Source organism: Mesotoga sp. BH458_6_3_2_1, from assembly GCF_003664995.1.
Lineage (GTDB): Bacteria > Thermotogota > Thermotogae > Petrotogales > Kosmotogaceae > Mesotoga.
In genome coordinates, this window is record NZ_JFHL01000024.1 from 1 (window position 1) to 17729 (window position 17729).

Genomic DNA, 17729 nt, shown 5'->3' on the forward strand with positions numbered 1-17729 from the left:
TTTCGGGATCTGGTTTTGATCCTCTCGGCGGGGGACGGTGGACCGTTGACCGATGACCTTGTTCTTCAAAGCGAAGCTTCGTCTCAAACTCAAAGCATCTTCTCGCTCTTCAATACGGTCTTCTCGGTTATGTTGTCCCCTGAATGGGCAGAGCACTATAATAGGTTATTCGAACATAAGCGAGGTGCAGAGGTGAAGAAGGGATGCAAGCTGATCTATCAGTTCAAGATAATTCTTCTAGACATCACACCGTTAATCTGGAGAAGAATACAGGTTCCGGATATCTACACCTTCTGGGATCTTCACGTCGCTATTCAGGATGCCATGGGCTGGTCTGACTATCATCTCCACGAATTCCAGGTCGTTGATCCGAAGAGTGACGAGCTCGTTTATATAGGGCTTCCGATTGAAGACACCTTCAAGGAAGTTCACGATTCCAGAGAACTGCGCATTTCCGATTATCTTTCAATCAATAATCGGAAGGCCTCTTACCTCTATGACTTCGGCGACAACTGGATCCACGATATTCTTCTCGAAGATGTTCTCGGTAGAGACTTGAGTGTCAAGTATCCAAGGTGTATCGCCGGTGAACGAGCCTGTCCGCCTGAAGATGTAGGAGGAACAATGGGTTATCGGGATCTTGTTGAGGCAATGAAAAATAAGAACCGCCCCGATCGAGAAGATCTGATCGACTGGCTGGGAAAAGAATACGATCCCGAATCCTTCGATCGTATGCAGATACACTTCGATGATCCTGACGAGCGGCTGAAGAACACATATTGAAGAAAGCAGAATAGGACGTAAGACTAGGCCATAGCTGACGTTCCAACACAGATTGCTTATAACAACAGTCTCCGAAAGGCCCTTTTATCGACAAAGAGACATGAAACGGAACAGCTCTAAAACAGCTCTGCTGAGATCTTGTCGGGTCGCGAAAACCCCTCTCCAGAACCAGGCGACCTAACTTGAAACATCGAAACTGAACAGACTCATAGGGCATTCAGTTCTCTAAACGGCATATGAAAAGAGCATCTTGGAAGAGCTTCTATTCGGAGTTCTCAAAGAAGGACTCTACACAGTCTTCCAGAGTGAAGCGGCTACAACATATCTATTCGGACCGAAGGATTTTATAGACTACCGGATCTTTCTTCCTGGAGATTCTTCTTTCCAATTCCTACTTAGTAACTGATGCGAACGTCTTCATCTAGCATCCAAAGCATGCTGCCTCTCGTTATCCAGGCTTCAGGAGTTACGCGAGATAATCTTCTTCGAACTCCTCGATCGTCTTGTATTCCTTGACCTCGATGTTGTTCTCGTCATACAGTGACCTGTACTCTTCCATCGCTTCGTCAAACACCCTGGCCGACCGCTGCAAATCGTTGATATCGAAGTGTTTCATAAGATCGATAGATGCGCCTTCGTACTCCTCTCTCATCTCATCATAGAATCGCTGGCAACTCGCGGCAGTCATGAAAGAAATGTACTTGTTATTGGTCTTTGCAGCAAGCTTCATCTTGTTTCTCCAGTCAGAATAAATCTCCTCATATGTACCGATCAAAGCCTGCGAGTCAAGTCTCTTCTTATTCTTCAATCTGTGCTTTATCTCTTCGATTTTCTCTTTTGTGCAACGCATCAGTGAAGTCGCGTTCTTCTTGATCGAGCTAAGCGTGTCGGCCTCTATCAGTAATCGGTAATGGTCTAGAAAGCCAATCGGCAATTCCCGCATCTTTTCGATCTCTTCAGGTATGTGTCTGGACCCAAGACTCACATATGATTTATTGATTAGATACATGATCATTTCGATAGAGTTGATCAATTCGGCCGATTCATATTTGGCCACGCAGTACTCTTCACTAATTACCAAATCTGCAAGAGACTTCTGCGCCTGCTCGAAATGGGTCAGGATATTACTGAGATCACGCTCATTCAAGGGGCTATTCAGACGTTTCGCGGCTTCCCCACGAAGCTCCACAAACCTCTGGAGATACCTGTCGTCAAGATAGTAGACAATCTTCAGATCCATCAACCTGGAGATGTATGGTGTCGAGCACTTAGCCATGTCTTCAACCTGCTGCCAAGTAGTGCAGTAGATATCATGAGCAACATCTCCCAATATGAAGCATGAACTTATTCCGTATCCTTTAGAATCGTTTATCACCGTGAAGAGATCCAAATCAGACTTGTCGTGTATGTCTCCAGAGGAAAATGAGCCGTAGATGCCGATCAATGCGACCGAGTCTGGACAGACGCGCTTCGATTTCTCGATCACAGCTTTGACAATCCTTTCGTTTCTAATCAGTAGAGCCTCTTTTGTCTTCTCATCCATAATATTCTCTCCATTTTGCATATTTACTTCTTTCACCATAGCTTGCTGAAAACACTCACTGCTCGGTACCCGCAAGTGGGTTTCACAGAATGATTGTATCAAGCGAATCGAAATTCACAAGAAGACAAGAACACTCCGCTAAGGACGAATGAGGGTAATCCTCTATGAGATCACTCGATCCATCTGAGCAGTCATCAGAGGTTTCCCCCGATAAGCACAACTTCGTGATGTTACACTTGGAGTGAAGCATAGGATGCAAAGCTGGAACATATGGGAGGTGTGCCTTGCTGGGAGCAATTGTTGGCGATATCGTCGGCTCGAGATTCGAGTTCAACAACCACCGAAGCAAAGCCTTTGATCTATTCACGGATGACTGCTTTGCTACAGACGACAGTATAATGAGCCTTGCCGTCGCCAAAGCGATTATGAAGACTGAAAGTACCATCGACAAATCTCAGGGAGACTACAGACTGAGCAGTAGCTATAACCGTCTGCTGGGAGAGTTTGCAGTAAAATACATGCAGCAGATCGGTCGAAATTATCCAAACTGCGGTTATGGAGGAATGTTTGGAAGTTGGGTATTCAGCGCCAAGCCGGAGCCGTACAATAGCTTCGGCAACGGAGCGGCTATGCGCATCGGCCCTGCGGGATTCACTGCGCGAACTGAATCGGAAGCGATAAGCCTCTCAAAAACGATAACCTCTGTCACTCACGACCATCCGGAAGGCATAAAGGGGGCTGAGGCAACCACAATTGCCGTTTTCCTTGCGTGTCAAGGCTTCTCAAAGGGTGATATTCGCGTCAGGATCTCAAGAGATTACTACTCAATGGATTTCACAATCGACGAAATTCACTCATCATACGCCTTCAATGAAACCTGTCAGGAAACGGTGCCACAGGCCATACAGTGCTTCCTCGAATCAGATTCATTCGAAGACGCCATCCGTACTGCAGTTTCGCTTGGCGGAGACAGCGACACAATCGCGGCAATAACCGGAGCGATAGCCGAGGCTTACTATGGCATTCCGGACGACATAAGAAACAAGGCACTGTCCTATCTAGACGGAGAACTCCTTGCGATCTTCTTTGAATGGGAAGACTTCCTGAAATCATAAAAATTATCGATAGCCAGATTTCGAATTGACCGTGGTTGCGGGTTGCAGGTTGGGGGTAGGAAAGAGCAAAGGATCAGTTGCAAGTTCCAAGTTGTGAGTTGTAAAAAAGGCCAGGGTCGGAGGTTGGTGGTTGGAGGTTCGTAAGAGCAAAAGAAACTGGTTGGCCGTTGAGCGGTTCTCCTTTCTCCGAATAAAAAAACATGTTCTTCGTTCTTGGTAAAAGTGAAAAACGAATCGAGATTCTGAATCAAGTTCAGAATGACGGGTTCTTTCGCTCAGCGGAAAGCGGCTCTTACATTCGAGATCCCGATCAGTTGCATACCGGGATGACCCTTAAAGGAGCATTTAAGCTGTTGTTGTTGATTTTTGCCTTATTCGGGGGACGGGGAACCGTTGACGGACAACGTAGTCTTCGGCTTCAACGGTTTCTTTAAAGAGGCTCTTCTGCCCGCGAAACAGGCCTTGCGTCTTTGAGAGGGCTTCCTCTTCGGGCGAACCGCCGTTCGCCCCTACAGAATCACCTAAGATTGTCATCCCGTAGAGCCTGCCCTGAAGTGCTCCTGTTAAGGGTTCCTATACGGGATCTGGGCTTTTGAGAAACCGGGGTCGGGGGTTACAGGTAGGGGGTTGGTAAGAACAAAGGAACTGGTCTATCGTTGAGCGGTTATTCGTTCGCCGAGGAGAACCTGTTCTTCGTTCTTGGTCAGGGTCAAGAACCAAGAGCGAGATGCCGGATCTAGGTCCGGCATGACGAAAAGTGAGGTTGTGAGAATTCCTTACGGATCGCGATGCTAAAACTATTTCAGATGACTGCATTTGCCGTTTTCTTACTCTAGGCAACTTGCAACTGCTCTTCGAAGGACGGTCCATGATGTTAAACGGTTAACGAAAAATGGCTCTTCAAAGCGTGGCGTTTCATCTAGAGGGCTATGATTGACTTTGGAATTTGACACCTTACTGTCTATAATTTAATGATGTATCAAAATCTTTAAAAGGGGTGAAACTCATGAAAAAGGTTCTTGTAATCTTGACTATCGTCTCACTAGTGATTTCAGCGAGTCTTTTCGCCGCCGAGATCAAGAGAGGAGGTACCCTCAGAATTACCTCGATCAAGCAGGGGATTCTGATCGAGAACTTCAACCCCTTCTCGCCGAACACCAATGAGATGGCAATTGGTGGTTTCTACGAGACTCTCATATACTTCAACCCGATGACCGGAAGGATCATGGACTGGCTTGCAGAAAGCTATGAGTGGTCCGACGACCTTCTGGAGCTGACTTTCAATCTGAGAGAGGGAGTTCTGTGGAATGACGGGATGCTCTTCACGGAGAAAGACGTTCTCTTCACAGTCGGACTGGGAAAAGACAACAGGGCACTGGACGTCGCAAATCTCTGGTCAACAGGAGTCACCGGAGTTCGATCTGACGAGCCGATGACTGTGACTTTCACGTTTTCATCTGTAGACACAACTATCATCCAGAGATTCTCGAGTCTCTTCATTGTTCCCGAGCACATCTGGTCGAAAGTCGATGATCCTCTAACCTGGATCGGTGAAGGAATTCCCGTAGGCACCGGACCATTTATTCTGAAGGAAGGCTCATTCAGCGAGCAGTCGTTCAGTGTGGTCAGAAATCCAAATTACTGGCAAATTGGCGAAGACGGCAAACCTCTTCCTTACATAGACGAAGTCCTGACGCTGACCACAACCAACGAGCAGGTTCCTCTAAGACTCGCCAGGGGCGAATTCGACTGGGCGGGATACTTCGTTGCCAATATCGATGAGGTGTTCGTAAAAGCCGATCCCGAGAACTTCAAGTACTGGCTTCCCGAAGGAAACCTGGTCTTCTTGAATCTAAACAATCTCAAGTGGCCCTTCGATAGCTACAATTTGAGGGCGGCTATAGCCGCAGCGATAGACCCGTTCGAGATTACCAGGATAATGGCCAGTGGTGCAGTCCCCGCTTCGCTAGCCGGCGTAAAGGCAAGCTACCTTAGGCTGGCCGAGAAGGGTCTAGGTGAATACGGCATAGAATACGATCCAGATTACGCAAGATATCTCATTGAAAAGGAAGGCTACAAGCTTAACAGAAGCGGGATTTACGAAAAGGACGGCAAGGCTCTCTCACTGAATCTATATGTGCCTACAGGTTGGACCGACTGGATAATGGGAGCCGAAGAGGTTGCAAGGCAACTGAAAGAGATCGGAATCGAAGCTATCGTTACTCTAGCCGCATGGCCTTCTCCTTACAAAGACATGATGTTCAACGGAAACTACGAAATGCTTTTCGGAATCTCCGTCACTGGAACCAGTCCTTATTACCAGTTCGACAACTGGGTGCATTCCAAGCATTGGGCGCCAATAGGAGAAAATGCGGGCAATTACTACGGAATGCGTTACAAAAACGACAGGATCGACGAACTCCTCGATAGTTACAAGAAGCAGACCGATCCTAAAGCCCAGGATGAGATAATGGAAGAGGTTATAACGATCTTCCTGAGAGATCTTCCCTCCGTACCTATGTTCTTCAACCCCGTTTGGTTTGAGTACAGCACAAGGAATTTCGTTGGCTGGCCGAGTGCAGAGAACCCATACGCAGAGCCAAGACCGACCGGAATGGACAAGATGCCGATCTTGCTTTCTATACACCTGAGATAGTTTTTTAGTGCAACCTCGCGGGCAACAACCGCCCGCGAGGTTCATCCGCATTCACGAGAGGAGGTAAGGAAGGCTGCTTGCGCATAAGGAAGAAGCTTTCTGAACAGTATTGGCTTACTTCGCAAGAAAGATCGGACTGTTGCTATTTGCCCTGTTTGTTGCAATTACTCTTAATTTCTTCATTCCGAGAATGATGCCCGGTGATCCTGCGCAGGATCTGATCGACAAGATGCAGGGCATTCCTCCGGAATCGCTCGAAGCAATTAGGGCTGCCTTTGGTGTCGATTCTACCGACCCACTGCTTCTCCAATACGGAAAGTATCTTCTCAACCTCCTGAAGGGCGATCTGGGGATATCCATCTCCAGATTCCCGACTCCGGTCTGGAGAGTCTTGCAGGTCGCCGTTCCCTGGACCGTAGGGCTTATGGGTACGGCAACGATCATCAGTTTTTTTCTGGGCACAGTGATTGGAGTGGGCGTTGCATGGAAACGCAACACGAAACTCGCTTCTTTTACTGTCGGGCTCTTCATTTTCGTGCGTTCCTTCCCGTATTTCTGGCTCGGGTTGCTTTTTATATATTTTCTGGCTTTCAGACTCCCTGTATTTCCCCTAGGAAATGCCTATACGCCTCAGCTTCAGAGGGGAACAATGGAATTTTATCTTTCCGTTCTCAAGCACGCCGTACTTCCAGCTCTGACCATCGTAATCTCGTCGATGGGCGCATGGATACTCACTATGAGGAACAACATGATCAACGTGCTGGCCGAAGACTACATCACAGTCGCCGAAGCTAAGGGACTCCCACTGAGTAGGATAAAGACTCTCTACGCTGCAAAAAATGCCATACTGCCATCGATAACGGGTTTTGCGATGTCTCTGGGATTTGTCGTTGGAGGAGGTTTATTGACTGAAATGGTATTTGCCTACCCGGGAGTGGGACTGATGCTTTATCAGGCAGTTCAAAGCAAGGATTATCCACTAATGCAGGCTATTTTCCTTTTCATCTCTGTGGCCGTTCTCGTCGCGAATTTCATCGCGGATATCGCTATTCTGATTCTCGATCCCCGTGTCCGGGATGGTGGCAGGTGATGTTAAGAGACACTTTTTCTCTCTTCATAGAGAATCGAAAGGCTTTGTTCGGGCTTATGATACTCGTCTTCTTCTCTGGAGTCGCGATCTTCGCCCCGCTCATCGCTCCTTACGATCCAAAGACGAACAAGGTCGATGTCCTCAGGATAATAGACGAAGAGATGGGCAGAACCACAACGGTTGAAAGGGAGCAAATCGATGAGTTCAAAGACCGAAGAGTCTACACTCAGTCGATCACGACCACATATGAGAAGGTTACAACGAAACTCCCGCTAAATGCAAGGCCTTCAGGGCAGCACTTGCTGGGAACGACAAAGGCCGGGCAGGATCTCTTCTCTCAGATGGTTTACGGGACAAGAATTACGCTTTCCGTTGGGCTTGTGACAGGACTGTTCACTACGATTCTTGCCCTCACACTTGCGCTTGTAGCCGGATATTTCGGGGGCGTTGTGGATGACATCATATCACTGTTTACAAACGTTTTCCTCGTTATCCCGAGTCTCCCCCTGATGATCGTCATTGCCGCATACATAACCGTAAAGGGAGTAATCCCGATAGTCCTTATACTTGGACTCACCAGCTGGCCTTGGCCTACGAGAATACTACGCTCTCAGGTCGTCAGTCTCAAGAACAGAGATTTCGTAAGAGTATCCAGAATTCTTGGTGAGAAACCGCTATACATAGTATTCAGGGAGATACTGCCGAATATGATCTCACTGGTAATGGCGTCATTCTTCACATCGACGATGGCAGCAATCATGGGAGAGGCTACGCTTGAGTTTTTGGGACTGGGAAATGTATCGATAGTGAGCTGGGGAACGATCCTTTACTGGGCCCAAAACAGCGGAGCTCTTCTGTCGGGAGCATGGTGGTGGTTCCTTCCTCCAGGTATCTGCATAGCCTTGATCGGAACTTCCTTTGCACTCATGAACTTTGCCATCGACGAGATTTCAAATCCCAAGCTTAGAAAGAGATGATTCAGTTGGAAAGACCCGAGAAGACTCAATTACTTCAATGCAGGAATCTAGTAGCAGGTTACAGGATCAAAAGCGGCTTCGTCCACGCTGTGGATGACGTCTCATTTGACCTGGATAAAGGCGGCTTCCTCGGCATAGCGGGTGAATCGGGATGTGGAAAATCAACGCTGGCATATGCAATTATGAGGCTTCTCAAGGACAACGCTACAATCGAAGGCGGAAGCCTCTTGTTCAAAGGCATCGATCTAGTAGGCCTTAGCGAAGAACAGATGAAGAAGATACGCTGGGTAGATATTTCGATGGCCTTCCAATCAGCCATGAATGCGCTCAATCCAGTTCTTTCAGTCGGTGAGCAGCTAACTGATGTTATACACGCTCACGAAGAAGTTACACAGTCCGACGCTCGTGAGAGGGCGAAAGAAGTGCTGAAGCTGGTAGATATTTCCACGGACAGATTCAACTCTTACCCACATCAGCTTTCGGGTGGAATGAAACAGAGGGTCATGATAGCGATGGCCTTGATTCTGGACCCCGAGTTGATCATAATGGACGAGCCGACGACAGCGCTGGATGTTGTGGTACAGCGAACGATAATCGAGAAGATACAGGAACTGAGGAAGGCACTGGGTTTCTCAGTGATATTCATCACTCACGATCTCTCTTTACTAGTGGAGATCAGTGATACTTTGGCAATAATGTACGCGGGCAAGATAGTGGAGTATGGATCCTCCGAATCTCTTTTCAATCGGCCACTGCACCCGTACACGAGAGGTCTTATGAACTCCTTTCCATCCCTCACAGGTAAGATAAAACGGATGGGCGGAATCGAGGGAAAGCCTCCCGATCTTTTGAAGCCGCCTGAGGGCTGCAGATTTCACCCTCGTTGTCCGCAGGCGATGACAATTTGCAGAGAGTCCTGTCCCGTTTTGGAGAGAATAGACGATCGCCATAGTGTCGCTTGTTTTCTTCACAAAGGAGCTGAGATCTTGTGAACGAGAATATCCTGGTTCTTGAAGGAGTCAACAAACACTTTCCCCTGAACTCTTTCAGAATGCGCGGAAAGTTTGTTCATGCTATGGACGAAGTGTCTTTTTCTCTGCGAAAAGGAGAAGTGCTCGCGATAGTTGGAGAGTCCGGCAGCGGAAAAACCACAACGGCTAACGTAATAAGCAGGATCTACAGACAAACAGCAGGCAGAGTAGCCTTTGAAGGAAGAGAATTGAGCGGCTCCATGTCTCGAAAAGAAGAGCTAAAACATCACAAGAGGGTCCAAATGATATTTCAGGACCCTTTCGGTGCCTTGAATCCGACCAGAACGGTTGGGGGAATTATGGAACGGCCCTTCATTATTCACAGGATTGCGAAAGAAAAGAGATCGGTACAGGAAATGGTAGACAACATACTCGTTCAGGTAGGCCTTGAACCACCCGAGCAGTTCACTCGGAAGTTTCCTCATGAACTATCTGGCGGTCAAAGACAAAGGGTAAATATCGCCAGAGCCTTCTCTGTCGAGCCAGACCTTATTCTGGCCGATGAGCCCACTTCAATGCTCGACGTATCAAACAGGATGAGCATTATGAACATGATGCTAAACCTCAAAGAACGACATGGAGTATCTTTCATATACATAACTCACGATCTAGCAGGCGCCCGTTACATGAGCGACAGGATAACAGTTATGTATGCCGGCATGATCATGGAGATCGGTCCTGCAGAAGAGGTAATAAACAACTCTTTTCACCCGTATACGAGACTGTTGAAGTCTGCTGCTCCCTCTCCTGAAACGGGACTCAAGCGGAATCCTCTGACAACCGGAGGAGACATCCCCTCGCTGATCGATCCGCCGAGTGGCTGCCGTTTCCATCCACGTTGCCCATTCGTCAGAGAAAGTTGCTCTCTCGAAATACCTCCAATGAAGAAAATCGGGGAAAATCACTATGCAAGATGCATTCTCTAGTCCCTTTTTTGGTGACAGACTCCATTTTTAACATTGATGAAACAAAGACCGAAATTCCTTCCTCAGTCCCTTTTTTGGTGACAGACTCCATTTTTAACATTGATGAAGCAAAGGCCAGCCGGTACAGGCTCTTACCGGCCAAGCAAACTGAGCCAGTGCGCCCTGCTCAGTCAGAAATCCTGCGAGACTTAAGCCATTTGTATGCCTTCGGACTGGATTCCCAGACCCTACGATAGTCTAGGGCATACATCAGAGCTTCCCGCTCCTCATCTCTATCCTCTGATTCTTCGAGCTCTTCCGGCCCAATTTCTCTGAAAAGCGTCTCAACAATTCCGGGATTCATTTTTGTTGCGCGAAGAAGGTACAAATTGGCATCCTGCTTTCTGTTTCTTATAGTGCTAATGAACGCACGCCCCATTAGAAAATCTACGTCTTCCTCTCTAGAATGGTGTTCTAGCAACTTCTCGGCTTTCATGAAGTTTTTCTGTCTGAATAAGCTGTTAAGAAGGCCATGCTTTGCGTGCACTCTGTCTTCCCGGTCTATATCGAGTAGCATTTCATAGATTTCTATCGCTCGCGCCTGGTCGCCTACTCTAATTCTCAGAAAGTCAGCATAGTCAACTAGTAGATCCAGCAGGGGCCTGTTGTTCATACGATCATACTCGAGTGAGTAAGACTCCGATTCAATTTCCTCTAATAAACTTGCCACTCTTGAATAATCGGCTTCCAGAGTGTGTTGGCATTGATTGTTTAAACCTATCTCAGAGTAACTATTAGCCAGCATTGAGTAGAGTTGAAATTCATATGGGTCTCTCTCAAGTGCGTTCTCCATCCGAACAACCCTTTCAGAATTGTCACGTATAGAGGCGAGTCTCATCAATTTGTAATTTCCCGGTGGGAGGTTGTACTCGATTGTGGGAGAATCGCCCGAATGCAGAACGGTTAAGCCGGGAAGAAGTGCTTCTCTTTCCTCAAGAATGATCTTGTGTAGATACTTCGTTGAATGATAGGCCTTTTCAAGAAGAGGAGCGATTTTCATGCTCGAAGATAGATCTATCGGGAGTACAGGTGGGACTTTCGAATCGGAAAGAAATCTATCATAACGCTTCCGATCAGACCTCGAAAGCATTTCTTGAAGAGCTGTTGCTTTGGATGAGTAGCCCGCCTTCTGTGCAACAAGAGCCACAGCTAACTTGGTATTTGAGTCGGTTTTCAATTCAGTAACAAATGTGATCAGATCCTCGAGGGGTTTAGACTTGGGGAGAAGTTCATTTTCAAGGAGGACAGAGCATAATCCACACACTATATCTGTCACTTCTTTCTTTTTCTTACTTCCCAGAAGCATTCTAAGAAAATTCAGAATCGGTCTTCCTGAATGGGAGAAATCTGTATTACGCGCAATTTCACCGAGAATCATTGGAAGAGAATCGTCAACGATCGAATTCTTTACAATGATATACAGAGGGCTGATCTGGTCTTCACTCCACTCAAGCAGATTTTCTGCGACAGCGGCGGCGTTCCTCCTTATTTGCTGATCCTTATTTGTTAGAAGACATACGAGTGCAAGTGCAGACGCACCATATCCTGCCATCGACCCGGCAGGAGTATCTTCGAAAATATATTGCAGGAAAGGAACTTCCACATCTTTGTTCATACCAAGGGCATAGTGCGCCACTACAGTTTCAATAAGCCCGAACACAACATCGGAATAAGGATTCACGTACTGCAAGTAGAACCTTGGACAGTATTTCGCCAGCCTCACTGCTTCATACTCAAATTCTTTCTGTTCAGCATCTTCAATCTCCGAATCAATTTTCACAGTATGATGAAGGAAATACGAAAGCACGCTGAGACCTGCAAGAAAATACCATCGGGCCATTTCAGGTCCTCTGAATTCATTTACCCCCATTGCTTCGTAGACTGACTCTTCAACATCTAAACCCGCAGAAGCCTTGTCAGGCAAATTATTCAGATTCTCATGTCGGAGCTTGTTGCCAATACTGACGATCTCTTTCGCCGCAGCGAACCTCGTGTCGAATGGTATAGTCTCGTCCCAGACAAAAACACTCCAGTAGTAAAGCACAAAGAATTCGCTCTGCTTAACGATTTCATAGTCCAGAGCAAATACTTCGGACAAGAGCTTCGAAAGTCTATCGAAAGTGCCCGAACAAGACTCGTTCATAAGCTTCTCGCGATCAAAATCAGGTCCAGTGTATTCTATACCCATCTCCAAGAGATCCCGAAGATAGACAATTCTACTCTTCTGATAGTTACTCCACATAATTACCCTCCTTTGTTGCGCGATCTTAGAGGATCAACCAATCTTCACATGAAACTTCGGTTTATTGCAAGCTGTTCACAAGAAACGCCCAACAAGCATGATATCCAAATCTTCAAGACAAGACTCCATTATTGGCATTATCGCACACTTCATTTCTATTCATAAGAATTTGAGCTGAGCCCGTTATCCATCGGGAACAAATTTAGTAGACATTCGTCATTACAGTTATTAGTAGCCTTTGTCAATTAGGTGAATACGCTGAAGATTTGAACCTGTAATGCTATAGAAAGCATCAGGGGACGCATACACCTAAAGAAAACCGAGTTTTGAGACACTATACAGAGAGGTGCCTTTAATTCCTTCTGGTCGACGCATTTCGATTGCTTTGCATCTTTTGCACCAACCAATTTCCCTTCCTCGCAACGAAATTTTGAGAATATCCACAGTAATCATAAATAACAAGTAATAGACGGCGTAAGGGTTCTCTAAAGGAATTCTTTGACATTAGTTTATTCTTCCCGCAATTGATAGAATGACTTGTAGTTTCCAAGTTTGCATAATTTGCATAAGACACTCGATCAATGGAGGTAATTACTGTGGCGACTCTAAGAGAGATCTCTGAAGCGTCTGGCGTATCCATTTCGACCGTATCAAGAGTACTTAGCAATGACGGACGAATCAGCGAAGCCACAAAGAAGAAGGTCTTGAGAATTGCAAAGAAACTCGGATACTCAGGTGAGATAGCCAATGGGCCTGGGAGCAAGGTTGTCATGTTCTTTGTTAGCAATCCTCACAGATCAATCGAAAGCGACGAATTCTTCTCTGGAGTCCAGCGAGGAATATTGAGAGGAGCTGGAGGATCGGATATTCACTGCCTGGTTCAGTCAATCAGAAGCAGAAAGAGCTTCGATGAATCACTTATTCCGCTCGATCTTGTCGAAGGCTTGATCGTTGGAGGCATCCCCATGCCTGACGATCTAAAGACGTTCCTATCGGCGGTAAAGATTCCGGTAGTCTTAATCGGCAAGTATGAAGGTTTGGAATACTTGGCTTCTGTAAACAATGACAATGCCAGAGGTGGTTATCTCGCCGCAAATGAGATTGTCAAACATGACTACTCCTCAATTACCATTATCACAGGACCAAGAAACGTCTCGACATTCGCCGACAGACTGGAAGGCTTCTTCAAATGTTTGAGTGAAAACAGCTTTCCATTTGACCAGGTGAAAATTATTGAATGCAACTCCTTCGAAGAGAGAGACGGAAGACAAGCCATCGAAAGTCATTCCATAACGCCGGGAAAGAAGGAAGTCATTTTCTGCACGACCGATTGGCTTGCAAAAGGTGTGATCGAGGCTCTGCAGGAAAGGAAGGTCTCTATTCCTTCAGAAATAGGGGTTATTGGATTTGGAGGACTAGATTTCTGCAAAATGATCTCACCAAGAATAACTACCGTCGCACTGAACCCCTATCTTCTTGGAAGAATCGCAGTAACCATGCTTCGGGAATTGATGGATGGCAATTCCGAATCAAAAGGAGTTGTATTTGTAGAACCTTTCTTGATGGAAGGCGAAACCTTAAGGAGGGGAAAGTAGTGGATTTCAGAGATTTAATGGATTCGAAAGACAGACTCTTGGTCGTCAGCCTTCCCGAAAACAGTCTCGAGTACGCAAGAGCCGCCGTTGAGAACGGGGCCGACGCAATTAAGCTTCACATAAATGTGAAGCACCGAGTAACTGGAAAGGCTCATGTTACATGGACCAATGTTAGGGAGACGGTGAAGAGCATTCATTCCACTCTTGGCTGCTGCATGGGAATCGTTCCAGGAGCGGAGGCAATGGCGTCAGAAGATGAGTTACGGGAAATGGGTGAATTCGGTCTGAGTTTCTTTGATGTCTATGTCGACTACGCCCCGCCCTACGTTTTGAAAAACGATCTCTGCAAGATGCTTGCTCTTAATCATACGTATTGCAGATCAATGGCCTCTCATCTCAGAAGATTGGGGGCAGATGCGGTAGAAATATCGATCATCAACCCAAAAGACTACGGGAAAGACCTTTCTCTGGAAGACCTTCTCAAATACCTGGAAGTACTTGAACTTTCGGGATTGCCTTCTTTTATCCCGACCCAGAAAAGGATTACTGTTGACGATGCAGATAGAATTCTCAGTCTTGGCTTCAAGGGCCTGATAATCGGCCCGATAGTAACTGGAACCGATATTGAAAGTTTTTCACGGACTGTCAGGGAGTTCAGCAAAATTGCCAGAGAATGACAAGGAGGTGTGGTAATGAAGAAGTGGTTATTGATTATGATCATCTGTCTTGCTCTAGGTTTCACGGCTCTTGGTAAGACGAAGGTCACAGTTTGGTTTGCAGGTACACCCGAGGCCTTGATGGAGGCTGTGGATGATCGACTAGTTCCTGCCTTTGAGAAAGCCAACCCTGATATTGAGCTAGCTGTAGAATACATACCCTGGGGGGAGCTTTCCACGAAACTGACCACCGCCTTTGCCGGCGGCATAGGACCCGACATATTCATGCATGGTCAGGCCGCAATTGCAGGATTTGCAGAAACGGGTGTAATAATGAGCATCGACAGCCTCATCGACAAGCTAGAGGATCCAGGGGATTTTGGGGGTACTCTGGGTGTCGGTCTTTACCGAGGCAAGAATTTCATGGTTCCAGTGTTCGGCTCTGGCAGACTCCTCGCATATAGGGAAGACTTCTTCATTGAGAGCGGTCTAGATCCCGATGAGCCACCTGTGACTTGGGAACAGCTAAGAGCTTACGCGGAGGCTTTGACAATCTACGAATCCGGCAGGCTAGTGAGGGCAGGTCTTGATATTCCCGTATCAGCAATCGATCTCCAGCAAGTGTGGACAGGCTTCCTCATTGCAAACAACGGCACTCTCTTCGACAACGACTTCAATCCGATATTCAATTCCGAAGCGGGTATAGAGGCTCTAGAATACTACGTGGGCTTGATACGAGAGGCCAAGGTCGCTTCTGAATACGGTCTTACACCGATTGGAAACCTTTCCCCGATTGCGGCGGGCACAGCAGCAATCTGCTTCATGAATAACGAATCTCTCGCAGCCATCAAGGAATACAGCCCGGACGTTTACTCCAAAATTCGCCTCTCTTTCCCACCCGCAAGATACGAGAGAGCCGGTTTCTACTCCTTCGCGGGCTTCATGGTTTCGAACAGCACAAAGAACCTGGAAGCAACTGCAAAGGCTCTTGCCTTTTTGACATCAAAAGAAGGGCTAATAGAAATTAATACTGCTCTTGGCAGTTTGCCACCAAGGCAGTCCGGTGTCGAGGCTGAGTACATAGCAAATGATCCAAATTTGATGAAATTTGTGGAAGGCTCGAAATACGCCTACGGAAATCCAAATGTTCCTTTCTGGGTTCAAGCAAGAGATATTATCTCTAAGTATCTCGAACGAGCAATTATGGGAGTCATGACTCCGAAAGACGCGCTAGACGGCGCAGCTGATGAAATAAGCAAACTCAAGTAATTAATGAAGGCCGGCTTCTCCTCAGGGATGGGCCGGCCATTTATCCTTTAAGAGGTGGAGCGTGAGCAGTGCGGGGAAACTCAAGAGGCGAATAACAGTAACAGCCTTGATCTTCATTGCACCGGTGGTTGTTTACAACTTAATCTTCAAAATAGTCCCTATCTTTGTCTCTCTCTTTCTGAGTCTAACGAAATTCTCGGGGTTCGGAGAAGCCAGGTTCATTGGCCTTGAAAATTACCTCCGGATATTTGGTGACTCGGAGTTTTGGAGAGCAATTCTTGTGACTTTTCAATTCTCAATTGAAGTCCTGCCTCTCAATATGTTGATCTCTCTGTTGCTCGCCTTGCTCGTCAACAGCGCTCTGAAGGGAATGGGAGTTTTCAGGGCAATTTACTACCTCCCGGTTATTACTCCTATGGTTGCTGCAAGTATGATCTGGATCTGGCTTTATGATCCTCAAATCGGTATATTGAATTTCCTTCTTTCACTTTTCAACATACCGCCTGTGAATTTCCTCAGAAATCCAAGCACTGCGCTTCATTCAATTGTTGCCATGAGGATATGGAGAGGAGCAGGCTGGAATATGCTTATCTATCTAGCCGGTCTTCAGGGAATTTCAAGAAATCTTTATGAGGCAGCAGCGATCGATGGCGCCTCGTCAGTTCGAAGATTCTTCAGGATCACTCTTCCTCTATTAAGACCTGTACACGTCTATGTTTTGATTGTAGGCATGATCAGCACTCTTCAGTCCTTCACAGAGATGTATGTCATGACTGGTGGAGGCCCTTTACAGTCAACAACTACGGTTGGCCTTCTTATTTACAGAGCTGCCTTCGACTACATGGATATGGGGTACGCAAGCTCGATGTCGTTCGTTCTAGGGATAATTATTATGATTCTGTCCGTTGTCAGTTTCAGATCACGTCAGCAGAAGGAGGCTTAAGAATGAAGAAAAACAAGCTCCGAACTTTATTACTGCTTTCGCTTGCCGCAGTCATATTCGGGTCGCCTTTCTTCTGGATGGTTATCTCCTCGCTAAAACCAAATGCAGAGCTATTCGCCTGGCCGCCTACATTCATACCAAAGGCAGTAACTCTGGAACACTACCAATCGGCACTTACCGCCAGAGGCTTCAGCAACTATTTTCTAAACAGCGCAATAGTATCACTGATTTCGATGGCGTTTAATCTGGTGTTCTGCTCTCTTGCAGGCTATGCCTTTGCCAGACTTGATTTCCCTTTGAAGAATATTTTGTTCATAACACTATTGAGCACTATGATGATACCAGTTCAGGTGACTCTTGTTCCGACTTTCTTGATGGTGAAATCATTCCCTCTCGTGGGTGGGAATGATATTCTGGGAAGGGGAGGAACCGGCCTTCTCAACACTTACGCTGGTCTTGTTATCCCCCACATAATGACTGTTTTCGGGGTTTTCATTATGAGGCAGTTCTATATGCAGTTTCCAAAGGAGCTTTCGGAGGCTGCCAGAATAGATGGTGCCTCCGAACTCGGAATCTTTAGAAAGATCTTTCTTCCACTGGGAAGGCCTGCGATGTCTGCCCTTGCGATTTTTACATTCACTCAAGCTTGGGATGATTTTCTCTGGCCCCTTGTAGTTACAAGCGACAGATCTATGAGGACTCTGCAGCTTGGACTGGAAGTGTTCAAGAACAGGTACACTGCTGATTGGGGCCCTCTGATGGCCGCTACGACGGTTTCGGTTCTACCCGTCATTATTGTTTTTCTCGTTTTTCAACGATACTTCACTGATACAGCTTTGAGCTCCGGAATCAAATAGAGTGGGA

At 46.7% G+C, this 17729-nt stretch carries 14 protein-coding genes; 12 read left to right on the plus strand and 2 right to left on the minus strand.

Going from position 1 to position 17729, the window contains the following annotated elements; genetic code table 11:
- Positions 1–783: plasmid pRiA4b ORF-3 family protein (locus Y697_RS11250; RefSeq protein WP_259462522.1), on the plus strand; the 783-nt coding region annotated here is incomplete at its 5' end.
- A gap of 466 nt (positions 784–1249) precedes the next feature.
- Here the strand turns inward: Y697_RS11250 and Y697_RS11255 are convergent.
- Complete coding sequence (locus tag Y697_RS11255) at positions 1250–2326, minus strand: hypothetical protein (RefSeq protein WP_121551703.1); 1077 nt, start codon at positions 2324–2326, stop codon at positions 1250–1252.
- Positions 2327–2610: 284 nt separating this feature from the next.
- Between Y697_RS11255 and Y697_RS11260 the strand changes: the two genes are divergently transcribed.
- From Y697_RS11260 to Y697_RS11290, 6 genes are all read left to right on the plus strand, one after another.
- Positions 2611–3441 carry an ADP-ribosylglycohydrolase family protein gene (locus tag Y697_RS11260; RefSeq protein WP_121551704.1) on the plus strand — a complete coding sequence of 277 codons (831 nt, stop codon included), beginning with the start codon at positions 2611–2613 and terminating at the stop codon, positions 3439–3441.
- Positions 3442–4447: 1006 nt separating this feature from the next.
- Positions 4448–6097, plus strand: coding sequence for an ABC transporter substrate-binding protein (locus Y697_RS11270; RefSeq protein ID WP_121551706.1), 1650 nt, complete (start codon positions 4448–4450; stop codon positions 6095–6097).
- Between the two features lie 109 nt (positions 6098–6206).
- Positions 6207–7187, plus strand: a complete 981-nt coding sequence (locus Y697_RS11275; RefSeq protein WP_121551707.1) for an ABC transporter permease — start codon at positions 6207–6209, stop codon at positions 7185–7187.
- Positions 7187–8164 carry an ABC transporter permease gene (locus Y697_RS11280; protein WP_121551708.1) on the plus strand — a complete coding sequence of 326 codons (978 nt, stop codon included), beginning with the start codon at positions 7187–7189 and terminating at the stop codon, positions 8162–8164. The genes Y697_RS11275 and Y697_RS11280 overlap by 1 nt, the downstream gene beginning before the upstream one ends.
- 5 nt (positions 8165–8169) lie before the next feature.
- The gene (locus tag Y697_RS11285) at positions 8170–9156 is read left to right on the plus strand and encodes an ABC transporter ATP-binding protein (protein ID WP_259462523.1); all 987 of its coding nucleotides are present in this window, start codon (positions 8170–8172) and stop codon (positions 9154–9156) included.
- Complete coding sequence (locus Y697_RS11290) at positions 9153–10121, plus strand: ABC transporter ATP-binding protein (RefSeq protein WP_121551710.1); 969 nt, start codon at positions 9153–9155, stop codon at positions 10119–10121. Before Y697_RS11285 ends, Y697_RS11290 begins: the two co-directional genes overlap by 4 nt.
- 166 nt (positions 10122–10287) lie before the next feature.
- Here Y697_RS11290 and Y697_RS11295 read toward each other — a convergent pair whose 3' ends face one another.
- On the minus strand, positions 10288–12402 hold the full coding sequence (locus Y697_RS11295; protein WP_121551711.1) for a lipopolysaccharide assembly protein LapB: 2115 nt from the start codon (positions 12400–12402) through the stop codon (positions 10288–10290).
- Positions 12403–12998: 596 nt separating this feature from the next.
- Here Y697_RS11295 and Y697_RS11300 point away from each other — a divergent pair.
- The 5 genes from Y697_RS11300 (at position 12999) to Y697_RS11320 (ending at position 17722) form a co-directional block, all read left to right on the plus strand.
- Positions 12999–13997, plus strand: a complete 999-nt coding sequence (locus Y697_RS11300) for a LacI family DNA-binding transcriptional regulator (RefSeq protein ID WP_183083795.1) — start codon at positions 12999–13001, stop codon at positions 13995–13997.
- Positions 13997–14674, plus strand: a complete 678-nt coding sequence (locus Y697_RS11305) for a hypothetical protein (RefSeq protein WP_121551713.1) — start codon at positions 13997–13999, stop codon at positions 14672–14674. The genes Y697_RS11300 and Y697_RS11305 overlap by 1 nt, the downstream gene beginning before the upstream one ends.
- 15 nt (positions 14675–14689) lie before the next feature.
- Positions 14690–15922, plus strand: coding sequence for an ABC transporter substrate-binding protein (locus Y697_RS11310; protein ID WP_121551714.1), 1233 nt, complete (start codon positions 14690–14692; stop codon positions 15920–15922).
- Between the two features lie 61 nt (positions 15923–15983).
- Entirely contained in the window at positions 15984–16865 is an 882-nt protein-coding gene (locus Y697_RS11315) for a carbohydrate ABC transporter permease (RefSeq protein WP_121510507.1), read from the plus strand.
- 2 nt (positions 16866–16867) lie between these two features.
- The gene (locus Y697_RS11320) at positions 16868–17722 is read left to right on the plus strand and encodes a carbohydrate ABC transporter permease (RefSeq protein WP_220665744.1); all 855 of its coding nucleotides are present in this window, start codon (positions 16868–16870) and stop codon (positions 17720–17722) included.
- Positions 17723–17729 lie beyond the last annotated feature (7 nt).

What these genes read in the sequence shown, in the direction of transcription:
- Y697_RS11255 (WP_121551703.1), bottom strand. Translation starts at nt 2,326, where the DNA reads ATGGATGAGAAGACAAAAGAGGCTCTACTGATTAGAAACGAAAGGATT.
- Y697_RS11270 (WP_121551706.1), top strand. Translation starts at nt 4,448, where the DNA reads ATGAAAAAGGTTCTTGTAATCTTGACTATCGTCTCACTAGTGATTTCA.
- Y697_RS11280 (WP_121551708.1), top strand. Translation starts at nt 7,187, where the DNA reads ATGTTAAGAGACACTTTTTCTCTCTTCATAGAGAATCGAAAGGCTTTG.
- Y697_RS11295 (WP_121551711.1), bottom strand. Translation starts at nt 12,402, where the DNA reads ATGTGGAGTAACTATCAGAAGAGTAGAATTGTCTATCTTCGGGATCTC.
- Y697_RS11310 (WP_121551714.1), top strand. Translation starts at nt 14,690, where the DNA reads ATGAAGAAGTGGTTATTGATTATGATCATCTGTCTTGCTCTAGGTTTC.
- Y697_RS11320 (WP_220665744.1), top strand. Translation starts at nt 16,868, where the DNA reads ATGAAGAAAAACAAGCTCCGAACTTTATTACTGCTTTCGCTTGCCGCA.